This is a genomic window from Streptococcus sp. 1621 (genome assembly GCF_013276615.1).
Lineage (GTDB): Bacteria > Bacillota > Bacilli > Lactobacillales > Streptococcaceae > Streptococcus.
This window is the reverse complement of the sequence record NZ_VMLJ01000013.1, coordinates 128,452-140,986: the sequence shown is the minus strand read 5'-3', so window position 1 is coordinate 140,986 and position 12,535 is coordinate 128,452. Positions and strand designations below refer to the sequence as shown.

General features: G+C 39.7%; 4 protein-coding genes. 2 read left to right on the top strand and 2 right to left on the bottom strand.

Annotation, left to right across the window (positions count from 1 at the left end; all coding sequences use genetic code 11):
- Positions 1 to 158: 158 nt before the first annotated feature.
- A complete protein-coding gene (locus HT697_RS03800) occupies positions 159 to 2,936 on the bottom strand; it encodes a G5 domain-containing protein (protein ID WP_173262200.1) in 2,778 nt (925 codons plus the stop codon).
- Positions 2,937 to 3,038: 102 nt separating this feature from the next.
- Entirely contained in the window at positions 3,039 to 9,893 is a 6,855-nt protein-coding gene (locus HT697_RS10275) for a YSIRK-type signal peptide-containing protein (RefSeq protein ID WP_275689833.1), read from the bottom strand.
- 449 nt (positions 9,894 to 10,342) lie between these two features.
- On the opposite strand from HT697_RS10275, the gene HT697_RS03765 reads away from it, so the two are divergent.
- Together HT697_RS03765 and HT697_RS03760 are read left to right on the top strand one after the other, a co-directional pair.
- Positions 10,343 to 11,290, top strand: a complete 948-nt coding sequence (locus HT697_RS03765) for an Rpn family recombination-promoting nuclease/putative transposase (RefSeq protein ID WP_173262197.1) — start codon at positions 10,343 to 10,345, stop codon at positions 11,288 to 11,290.
- Positions 11,291 to 11,499: 209 nt separating this feature from the next.
- Positions 11,500 to 12,411, top strand: coding sequence for an Rpn family recombination-promoting nuclease/putative transposase (locus tag HT697_RS03760; protein WP_173262194.1), 912 nt, complete (start codon positions 11,500 to 11,502; stop codon positions 12,409 to 12,411).
- Positions 12,412 to 12,535 lie beyond the last annotated feature (124 nt).

Below are 12,535 nucleotides of genomic sequence, written 5' to 3'. Positions count from 1 at the left end.
TAAGACTGACGAAGTCAGTTACATATATCTACGGCAAGGCGACGTTGACGCGGTTTGAAGAGATTTTCGAAGAGTATTAGCTTTTCTCCACCCCACTACAGTTGACAATGAGCCAAAAAAAGAAGATGACGAATCATCTTCTTAAAAACTATGAGTTTTTAGTCTTCTTTTTTCTTGAAGAATCCTAATCCTAGACCAGCTAACAAGGTCATGATACCAGCGCTAGCCAAGCTAGCATTAGCTTCTGTACCTGTGTTTGGCAACTCTGCTTTATCAGATGTTTTCGTAGATGTTGCACTATCTACTGTCTTTTCTGATGTAGCTGTAGCCACTGCTTCACCTCTTTGTTCTGAAACTTTAGATGGTGCTGGGCTTGCAGCTTGTTCTGGACTTGGAGTTTGGTCTTTTGGAGCAGGAGTTTGAGCTTGCTTAGTTCTAAACACATGAACTATCAAGTTATCTCCTTCACGGTGACTCTCAACAAATTCATAGCCTGGAACTTCACCTGCTTCTTGCTTATCAACTGATGGCACTTTCAAGTCTTTTCCGTTTTCATCGCGCCATACTGTACGAACCGCTGGAGTTTCAGCTTTGTTTGGTTTTTCTGGCGTTGAAGTTGATGGCGAACTTGATGGAGTCCTTGGATGACTAGTTGAGCTTTCTGGTGAACTTGAAGTTCCATTCGCTACTTTCTCAAATGTATGCGTTAAAATACCTTCTTCTAAGCGACTTGATAGCCACTTGTAGCCTGCAATCTCGCCAGCAGGTTGTTTGCCATCTACTGGTTCCCTAAGCTCCTTACCTGCTGTATCTACCCACAGCGTTACTGGATGCTCTGGATTTGCTGCTTCGATTGATAAAGCAGCGTATACAAACGGAGTATAAGCACTCGTTTTATGCTTGGCTTGAGCTTGGACTTTTTGTTTATTGACAACTGATTCTCGTGGAATGGTTACAGTACCTGTTTTCTTGTCTAATGTAACATTTTCAGGTTGTTTGTCTAAAGTCCATTCACCAGTAGGTTGCTTGGTAAGAGTTAGAACTTCATTACCAGAGCCATCACTCTTAGGATACGTAATTCTCACTGTATCCGCATCTTTCTTAGGTGCTTTGACTTCGATGCTTGCTTTATTCGCTTCTTCCACAATAGCGATAGTCGGCGGAGCTACCTTAAGATTTGGTTGGTCTTCAGGCTCAGATGGTTGACCTGGTTGAGCTGGTGCTTCCTCAGGAGCGGTTGGTTGTTCTGGTTGTGGAGTCTCTGGTGTTTCTACTACTTTCGGTTTTGTTCCAACTGTTATAATTTCTTCTTTTGGTTGTTCTGTAACCGTTGTTGGATTGTTTTCTGTAACTGTACCATTCGTTGTATCCAACGTATAAGTAGTTGTTTTTGTTTCCTTACCCTTAACACCTTGTTGGGTTGTTTCTCGATAATCCTTGTCTTTAGTATTATCTTCTACATAGCGTCTTGTAAATGGTAGTTCTTTTTCTTCTACTTTTGGTTTTGTTCCAACTGTTATAATTTCTTCTTTTGGTTGTTCTGTAACCGTTGTTGGATTGTTTTCTGTAACTGTACCATTCGTTGTATCCAACGTATAAGTAGTTGTTTTTGTTTCCTTACCCTTAACACCTTGTTGGGTTGTTTCTCGATAATCCTTGTCTTTGGTTTTATCTTCTACATAGCGTGTTGTAAATGGTAGTTCTTTTTCCTCTACTTTTGGTTTTGTTCCTACTGTAATAATTTCTTCTTTTGGTTGTTCTGTAACCGTTGTTGGATTGTTTTCTGTAACTGTACCATTCGTTGTATCCAACGTATAAGTAGTTGTTTTTGTTTCCTTACCCTTAACACCTTGTTGAGTTGTTTCTCGATAATCTTTGTCTTTGGTTTTATCTTCTACATAGCGTGTTGTAAATGGTAATTCTTTTTCTTCTACTTTCGGTTTTGTTCCGACTAAAACAACTTTATTAACAGGTTTTTCTGTTTCCTCTGTGGTAGATGGATTTGCGGTACGTACACCTGTCTCTGGATTGACTGTATAGGTAGTTGTCGTTGTAGAAGTACCTTTTTTACCAGCAGTTTTTATTGTTTGATTTCCTGCAACATCTTGATCATTTGGCTCATAAATCGTTTTAAAATCAATCTCATTTATTGTGACTGTTGGTTTTGTTCCGACTTCGTAAACATCGTCTTTTTTATCTATATGATCCCCTTTGTTTACATGGATTCTATATTCAGATGTTAATACTACTGAGCCGTCTTCCTTAACTACGTTTTCATCAGCATTCTCATCAACCTTAATAGGTTTACGAGCAACAACTATAGTGTCTTGCTCATCAATTCGCCCATCACTAGCTTCATATTTTCCATCTGGATTGTATTTCCACACACCTGGTTTGTTTAGACCATCACCAGTTAACCCTGAGTCAACCACATGAGGATATTTAGGATCTATTTCACTTCTATATGGGACAGTTTTGTCGTCAATTGTTTCCCCAGCATGGCTATTATCTACAGGTTCTGGATTTTTGTATTCATCATCAATATTACCATCTCCATCTTTATCGTACAATTTTGTAAACAACTCTGACATTGGTGGATCCATAAGTGAACCTGTCTCTCCCTCTTTAGGTAAAATAAAACTTCGCCCGTTATAACCTGGGTCTATGAGTTTTGGTGTCTGATTGTCACTTTCATCATTTCTAATGTATTTCTTACCTTTTGGAATAATAACTTCATACCCATCATCATTAGATGCGAAATCTTCAATTTTATTCTCTCCGGGGTCCGATTCAGTCTCTGAAGCATAAACTGTAACATTAGGTGCCATTATTGCAACACCACCTAGGGTAATGACAGTAGCCACTACACAGGAACCGAAAACTTTTCCGATTTTGCGTAGAGCATATTTTTTATTCTTAGTTGATTGTCTTGACATATTTCCCTCAATTTTACTTTTATTTTAGTTTCTAGGTTGTTGACTCCGAGCCAAAAGCCAGATAACTCATCCAACTTTTGGCAAGAAGCAACGTTTTCTATATTATTCGGATTCATCTTCTTTTTTCTTGAAGAATCCTAGTCCCAAGCCTGCTAACAAGGTCAACAATCCTGCCCCAGCTAAGCCAGCATTAGCCTCTGTACCTGTGTTTGGCAACTCCTCTCTCTTACCTGTCTCATAAGTCGGAACTTCTGGGTCTGGACTCACTGGAGTTTCAGGTTCAGGAGTTGGCTCTGGTATTGGAGTCTCTTGGTATGGAGTTCCGTTTGGTGTCTTAGGTGTGTATCCTGGTACATACGGAATTACTGGGACGTTTGGTGTATTTGGATCTGTTGGATCACCTGGTTTTGTTGGATCAGTTGGGTGGTTAGGATATGGTAGTGGCGTTGGTGTTTCTACACCTGGGACTTTCGGAATCCACGAACCTAATTTCGTATAGACTACCTTAAGTTCTTGATTTGCAGAGTCTGCTCTTAGATGTTCACTTGCTACTACACTTGCTCCGTTTGCCTCTACTAAACCACCTTGTGTATCTTGGTTGGCCTTTAAGACATAACCTTTAACCATCGGAGATAGTACCGCAGCAAATGTAGTGTCATTATCTACAGCCATCCATTCTCCATAAGTAATGGTTTTGGTCACGACATTGATGGACGCTGTTCTAGTAAAGGTTACTTTATCTGTCACTGCATCTGTCGTTTCTTGACCATTAGCTGTATAGGTGACCTTAGCTCCCTCTTCGTCCACATACGTAATTGTACGTGTCACTTCCTTCTTCGTATCCAACTGTTTCACTAAGTCCTCTGTCCATCGTGGGATGGTTGGATCATTTGGTTTGTCTGGATCAACTGGGGTCGTTGGATCAATTGGTGTTCCAGGTTCGATTGGCTTATCTGGCGTTGGCGGTGTTACTGGCACCACTTTTTCATGAACTTTCAGTGTAAAGACTTGCGTTGGGTCTCCATCATCTGGATCCTTAACATTATCAAATTTTTGATTATCTAATAAGTCTTTGTTTTCTACGACATAGCCACGTTTTTCCAAGTCTGTAATCTTCTTGTTAACGTCACCCTTCGGAATATCCGCATCTGTTGATCCATTACCAATAGCTACCGTATCGTTTGGTAATGGTATTTCTTTTCCTTCTTTAACGTTTACGACTTTAACGACAGCTCTTTGTGGATCAGCAAGATAGCTTATCTCCGTATTTGTATTAGGTTCTGTCGGTACTCTTGGTGGAATATAGCCTTTTGTTGGGTCTCCTGGTACTTTTGGTTCTAACGGTGTTTCCCCAATTTTTGGTGTATATCCTGGGATATACGGAATCACCGGAACATTTGGATCTGTTGGATTACCTGGTTTGGTTGGATCGGTTGGGTGGTTAGGGTAAGGTTTTGGATTCGTATCAGTTCCTTCTGGTGGCACTACACCTTTTGGTATTTTCGGAATCCACGCGCCTAATTTGGTATAAATAACTTTTTCTACTAAATTATTTGAAGTTTCAGAAACTGTTACACTAGCTACGGATAGCTTATCTGCTACATATCCATCTAGTTTTTCTGTTGTTACTTCTGCTAAGTTTTTATCCGTACTTGTCCAGTCTGTATACTCTACAACTTTTCTAGTTGCTACGTTTACTTTTACAGTACGTTTAAAGTGTGCTGTTTGAGTTACAGTTGGTTTAGCGTTTGGAATTTCTTCTCCATTTGGAGTGTCTTTCTTAACATAAGTAATGGTACGTGTAACATCTTTCTTAAGTGACAATTGGTTCACTAACTCTTCTGTCCATTTTGGTCCGTTTGGATTTTCTGGATCAATTGGTGTATTTGGAGTTGGTGGTTCTGTTACTTCTACCACTTTTTCATGAATTTTTAGCGTGAATACTTGGGAAGGGTCTTTCCCTTCTTCGTCTTTTTGCTTATCAAAGCTTGACTTGGTAATCTCAGCGATTACCTCATCCTTATTATCCACAACAAAGCCACGTTTTTCCAAGTCCGCAATCTTGGCAAGCACTTTCTCTGTTGAAATCTTTTCTGCAGTTTTACCTTCAAGATTGACATCTTCTGCTGGTAAGCGCACTTCCACTCCAGTTGTCGTATTGACGACTTTGACCAACGCTTTTTGCGAATCTGGTTCATAGATGACAGCTGTGTTAGACTTAGGATTGCTTGGTTTTGGCGGTGTATAGCCTTGATTTGGATCTCCTGGTACTTTTGGTTCCAACGGTGTTTCCCCAATTTTTGGTGTATATCCTGGCACATATGGAATCACTCCTGGTGTCGGATCATCCGGTTTGGTTGGATCTGTTGGATGGTTTGGATAAGGGATTGGGTCAATTGGAGTTTCTCCTGATGGGAAATTTGGTACCCAAGTCCCAATCTTAGTATAAACCACTTCTTCTTGAATATCTTCAGTTGTAGCTGTTAATTCACGTTCTCCAACTTCCGCTCTATCTGCTATATAGCCTGATAGGACTGGCGATGCGACTTTGTTTAAGGTTTGTGCTTCACTCCATTTACCATAGGTTGTTTCCCCTGTAACAAGGTTGAACTTGACTTCACGGTTAAATGTTGCTGTATCTATAACTGTTGCATGTGCTTCAGATGGAACTTCTACACCATCTACAAGGTCTTTTTTCACGTATGTAATCGTACGTGTTACAGTTTTACTGTCAATGTCTATGCTGATCGGTTCTTTAACAACTATTTTATAAGTCTGAGATGGTTCTCCCGTAGTGGCATCATCTACTCTATCGTACTTGGTAGTTGTCGTGATAGGATTGGTGCTCTCCACAGTATAACCACGTTGTCTCAAGGCTTTTATCTTGTCATCAACTTTAGTTTTATTCTCATCCCCAACTAATTGGTCGGATACACCACTGAATTCCAGCTTTTCTTTTGGCATTTCCACTTCTTTCCCTGTCGTGATATTGACAACTTTTATCAGGATTTTTTGTGGATTTGGCACATACTCTATCTCTTTATTCTTCTTAGGATCACTAGGTATTTCTGGCACCTTGTATCCCTTTTTAGGATCATTTGGATCCAATGGTTCTAATGGTTTTAAAGGATTGGTATCTGGATTTTCTGGTTGTGTTGGATCCGTCGGTACTTTTGGTGTGTAGCCTGGTACATATGGAATGACTGGTGGTGTTGCTGGAGTTTCAGGTGTCCCTGGATCTCCCGGCTGAGGATTTGGTGTCTCTCCTGGAGTCTCAGGTGTTTTTGGATAATCTGGATATTTAGGTTTTGTTGGATCATCTGGGTCATTCGGATATGGAATCGGTGTCGGTACCTCTTTATCCGGAACTTTTGGAACCCAAGACCCGATTTTAGTATATACAACTGTTCTTGTAATATCCGTGACTGCCCCTGCCTCAGTAGGTTTTGTTGCTGTTTCCTCTGTCACCACTTTCGTATCTGCTAGGTAGCCTTTTAATAATGGCGTCTTGACTTCTGGGAAATTCGTTAACGTGTGGCTAGTATCTTTCGTTTCTTTCCAGTCGCTATAGGTAACTTCTTTTGTAACTAGGTTATAGGTAGCAGTCCGTTTGAATAGAACCTTATCTATCTTACTTGCTATTCCACTTGGCTCCTCAGCTCCATCTGGACTTTCTTTCTTAAGGTACGTAATGGTACGTGTTACTTCTTTTGTAAGATCTGACTCTTTTAGTCCTTCTTCTGGCCATTTTGGCCCATCTGGAATATCAGGGTCAATCGGTGTGTCTGGAGTTGGCGGTTCTGTTACTTCTTTTGTTCGCTCTTGTACTGTAATCGTATAAGACTGCGTTGGCTCTTGTCCGTCTACGTCTTCTTGATCATCACCTTTTCTTGATTCAGGTGTTCCGTCTGTAAAGGTATTGCTGACAATCTCATAACCTGCTTTTTTCAAGGCAGAAACTTTATCATTAACCTCTGTTGATGGGAATTCTTCACCTACTTCTGTTTCGAGGTTGATCTTATGTTCTGGTAATTCTGTCACGCTATTATCAGCAGATTGTTTCATCACATAAACAACTGCTTTTGCTTTGGCTGGCTCCCCTTCTTCATAGACAAATTTTACAACCTTATCAGCTGAAGTTACTTCACCTTTGACAGCTGCTGAATTTGTATATAAGCCATCAGTATTATCAAGAGAGCGTTTTAGGCGGTATTTTTTCTCACCTGCGTTAATCCCTCGTAATTTCTTACTTGTTACATCGTAGCTTGACCCAATAAGGGCTTCTTTTTCTACAAGGTAGGTACCATTATCAGATTTTTCTCCAACTTTTTTAGCGTCTTCTTCAGATAGTGGTATATCTTGTCCCTGTTCATCGACATACTTGACCTTTACATTACCAGAGATAGCTTTTCTAACTTCCGATGTTTTCTTACTTTCATCGATTTTTCCTTTGAGTTTTTCCCCTTCTTCTTTCGGGATTTTATTTTCTTTTATCTGTTTATCAATAATCCGTTTGGCTACTTCTTTTGACGGTTCTACCGTATCTTGAATAACTGAGAAATCGGCTAGGATAGGTAAGTTATATTGAAGTCTTGGACTTTGCTTATTAACACCAACACGTTTTTCGTTTTCAGCAAACACCTGTATCTTGTAGGCTACAACATCTTTGTCCAATGGAATATCTCCCGTTGAGAAATAACCCCCTTTACCTAGTTTATTCTCATCTCCACCAATTTCCTCAGTAATTTTTTTGGATAATTCAGCATCAGTTAGTACGTTTGAACGCTTAACTTTGTATTTTTCGACAAAGTAGGCAGTGAATTTTGAAAGACCGTCTTCTTCCTTCGCAGCAAGTTCATTCGTCTTTATTCTATTGTACTTATCTGCTGCTAGTTCACTTGCACTAGGTTGTTCAGTCGCTTCCATTTTTGAGCCAAGGATTTTCGCTTCTTTACTACCGTTTCTTGCTTCTACGTAAGTGTATGAGTTTGTGGATCCAATGGCTGATTTTAAGGCTGAGATTTCTTTCTTAAGTTTAGTTTTATCATCCTCTTTCGTAGTAGTCTCTAAAAGAGCTACTTTTGCCTCTAGTCTCTTTTTTAACTCCGCACGATGAGTCTTCACTTTTTCTGGATCTGTTTGGAGTTCTAATTGATCTGTATCTGCATGATAGATAATTTTTTTCGCAGTCGGCAATACAAAATCTAATATTTTATAAACACGATCTGAGTCTTTAGCTTTTACTGTTCCGTCTAAATTTGTTTCACTGCTAACCAACCATATTGGGGAGTTTTTTCGCACCTCTGTATCCAATTTTTTGCTAAGAATATTATTAAGCTTATTGGCTACAGTTGCATATCCAGCTGTAAAAACACTTCCTTCTTTAAATTTATTAGATGATTTCCCATTTTTTTCTACATCATGCAATTCATCCTTATCTATAGGTAACTCAAATGTAACCTCTCCCTTTTTGGCAAGTTCTTTTTCAGCTTCCTCTTTCAAAGCGGCAAATTTTTCTTTATCTTTTTTAGCTGCTCCATATTTTTCCTTATATTTATCATTTGCAAGAGCATTGACTTTTTTAATGTATTCATCTTTTAATAATCTTTTAATTTCTTTATTAAACTCACTTAAATCTACACCTTGACTGTAACGTTCTTCGTTCTCTACTACTCCGTCAATTCGGTTGATAGTGTGGTCATAGATGGTCTCTTCCACTTCTTTTGAAGGATTATCCTTATCCTTTTTAATAGCTTTAACAACGATACGATAAGTCCCTTTTGACCCTTCATAGTCTGAGATATACCCAGTTACAAAGTCGATTTTCAAACGACTTCCATATTCTGTCGAAAAGGCTTTGAAAGTTTTTTCTATTCCATTGAATCCCTCAATATTTGGAGAATGTTGGAGAATATCTTCCTTCTCTTTTACAGGTGAATTATTAAGCTTCTCTTTATTAGCCTTGTTATTTGCTGTCTTTATATCAAACGGAGAGTTATCTTGTGCTTTATCATCTTTATTGGCGATAGTACGTCCTTTGGCAAGCATTAACATGTAATTAAAACGACGATCTAGGGCTTGCTCGTGAAGGTAGACTCGGTCCAGGGCGTCAGAACCCAGCATTCCACCTTGCTCTTTTTCTGTGGTTGAACCCTTTTTATAGTACCAACCAGTGAAATACCCTTGAGCATTTTTCTTACCGATGGCGAACGTTCCACCGTTTATAGCTTTCCAACCACCGAACTCGTTAATTTCACGAATTTCACCATCTTGTAGTTGTCTGCCGCTTTCATCCTTAGTAACATTACCGTTTTCATCAAATCTAAGAGCATCACCAAGGGTGTTCATATTACGCAAGTATGAACGCTCGTTGTTTTGGAAGTCATCCGGCATATTTTGGATGATTTTGTACATGTACTCAACTGTAGCATTCTCATCAGGAGTATCAAATGTTAAGTTGGCATTCTTATCGTCCGAACCCTCTTCTCCAGCTTTAGGCACATGTACCCCAGGCTGATCGTCTTTTACTGTCTCACCCTTACGATTGGCATCCAGTACAGGTGATTTTTCACCTGTTGGCTGGTTCTCTCCTGATTCAGTTCCTGTAGCTCCATTCGATGGATTACTTGCGTCCCCATCAGGTAGAGCTCTTTTACCACGAGTACGAGGTTTCGTACTTTCTGGAGCTACTAGCGGATTTTCAGCTACGGGAGCATTGTAGGTATTTGCTGCTGCATCAGTATTGCTGAGGTCAGGCTTGTTTCCTGTCTCTCCATTTCCAGACTGTTCTGGATCTGTCGGGTTTGCTGTCCTCTCAGCTTCCCTCGCTGACTCCACGCCCTCAGCATGAGCAATCCCAGCTCCCATCAAAAGATAGAGCGCCCCAATGACAACACTAGCTGCACCGACACTCACTTTCCGAATACTGTATTTTAATTGTTTTTCTGGATGATTCATTCTTACACTCCATATATATATATATATTGTGCCCTATTACTTCCTATATAATAGAATACAATTCATGAATATATTATACACCAGTCGGCTTGAAACTTCAAATTTTTTGAATGGAAAACTAGGAGATAGACGACTCTTTTTACTGAGACCAAGGCTAGGTTAGGAGACCCTCATCAGTAAGCCAACACCAAAGATGAAGCCTCATCATCCTTGCCTTGTCGTGTGCATCTTATGGACTTACTTCCTCCTATCAGCAAGCTTAGCACTGCGCTTTGAGACCTTTCCAGCTTGCTTTTGGATTTCCATTAACTTTTACACTTATTTCTTTAAAAATGAGACAATTTGACATTTTTTCTACTCTTTTTCTACTTTTTCCGAATAAATAGATAGAAGCATCGAATCTAGTGAGCCTAGATTAAAAAATGTGCTATAATGAAAGGAGAGAAAGAATGATTCTCAGACATCCAGGCATCAGCCCAACTAATGACTTGGTTGCTAAGAAGATTTTTAGCAACCCAGAAATCACTTGTCAATTTATTCGCGATATGCTGGACTTGCCAGCTAAAAATGTGACCATTTTGGAGGGAAGTAATATTCATGTCTTGCCTTCTTTACCCTACTCGGCGCAGGATTTCTATACCAGTATAGATGTTTTGGCTGAACTAGATAATGGGACACAGGTTATCATTGAGATTCAGGTACATCATCAGAATTTTTTCATCAATCGCCTGTGGGCTTACTTGTGCAGTCAGGTTAATCAAAATCTTGAAAAAATTCGCCAACAAGAAGGCAATACTCATCAAAGTTACAAACACATCGCACCTGTTTACGCAATCGCTATTGTAGATAGTAATTATTTCCAAGATGACTTGGCTTTTCACAGTTTTAGCATGCGAGAGGATACGACAGGTGAGATCTTAACCATCACAAATAACGGTCAGGAAAACCATCTAGTCAAGATGGCATTCTTAGAACTAAAAAAATATAGAGAAACCAGCAAAGACGAGGTTCGCAAGCCGTGGTTGGAGTTTTTCGGGAACAAGCCCTTTACCCAACACCCCGAGCGAGCCATCAGCCAAGCAGACCAACTGCTGGACTATAAGAGCTGGTCCGAGGAGGACAGGAAAATGTTTAGTCAACTACGTATGCGAGAAGAACAAGCCTTGTTAGCACAGGACTATGCCTTGGAACAAGCTGAGGAAAAAGGTTTAGAGAGAGGTCGTGCAGAGGGGATTGAACAAGGTTTAGAGCGTGGGCGAGCAGAAGGCATTGAAGAGGGATTAAAAGTAGGTTTAGTAAATCTAGTACGTCAAGGTATTCTGACTTCCGAGGTTGCCAGCCAGCAATTGGGAATGACTGTGGCTGAGTTTGAGGCACTGTTGAAAGAACATAAGTGAGAAATCTGTAAATATTACACGATACAAAAACAACTAAAAAGGATAGCTAAATTTCTTGATGTAAAGAGTTTGGCTATCTTTTTTTATCTAAGATATTGTTATTTTCAGGAAAGTTTGAACTTTTCACTCTCTTTTCCGAATAAATAGATATAAGCATCAAATCTAGTAAATTAGATTAAAAAATGTGCTATAATGAAAGGAGAGAAAGGATGATTCTCAGACATCCGGGCATTAGCCCAACTAATGACTTGGTTGCTAAGAAGATTTTTAGCAACCCAGAAATCACTTGTCAATTTATTCGCGATATGCTGGACTTGCCAGCAAAAAATGTAACTATTTTAGAGGGAAGCAATATTCATGTACTACCTTCTCTGCCTTATTCAGCCCAAGATTTCTATACTAGCATAGATGTCTTGGCGGAGTTGGATAATGGAACGCAAGTTATCATTGAGATTCAAGTTCATCATCAGAATTTTTTCATCAATCGCCTATGGGCTTACCTTTGCAGTCAGGTCAATCAAAATCTAGAAAAAATTCGCCAACGAGAAGGTGATACACACCAGAGTTACAAACACATCGCACCAGTATACGCTATCGCTATTGTGGATAGCAATTACTTCTCAGATGACCTGGCTTTCCATAGCTTTAGCATGCGAGAGGATACGACAGGTGAAGTTTTAACCATTACCAATAACGAACAAGAAAACCATCTGGTTAAGATGGCTTTCTTGGAATTAAAAAAATACAGAGAAACCAGCAAAGACGAGGTTCGTAAACCATGGTTGGAGTTTTTCGGAAACAAACCCTTTACCCAAGAACCCGAGCGAGCCATCAGCCAAGCAGACCAACTGCTGGACTACAAGAGCTGGTCCGAGGAGGACAGGAAAATGTTTAGTCAACTACGTATGCGAGAAGAACAAGCCTTGTTAGCACACGACTATGCCTTGGAACAAGCTGAAGAAAAAGGCTTAGAACGGGGACTAGAGCGTGGGCGAGCTGAAGGCGGTTTCGCAATGTTAGCAAATCTAGTTCGCCAACATGTATTAAGCACTGAATTTGCCAGCCAACAGCTGGGTATGACTGTGGCTGAGTTTGAGGCACTGTTGAAAGAACATAAGTGAGAAATCTGTAAATATTACACGATACAAAAACAACTAAAAAGGATAGCTAAATTTCTTGATGTAAAGAGTTTGGCTATCTTTTTTTACTTAATGTATTGCTATTTTCAGGAAAGTTTGAACTTTT

Coding starts and splice junctions, on each gene's coding strand:
- HT697_RS03800 (WP_173262200.1), bottom strand. CDS start 2,936: ATGTCAAGACAATCAACTAAGAATAAAAAATATGCTCTACGCAAAATC.
- HT697_RS10275 (WP_275689833.1), bottom strand. CDS start 9,893: ATGAATCATCCAGAAAAACAATTAAAATACAGTATTCGGAAAGTGAGT.
- HT697_RS03765 (WP_173262197.1), top strand. CDS start 10,343: ATGATTCTCAGACATCCAGGCATCAGCCCAACTAATGACTTGGTTGCT.
- HT697_RS03760 (WP_173262194.1), top strand. CDS start 11,500: ATGATTCTCAGACATCCGGGCATTAGCCCAACTAATGACTTGGTTGCT.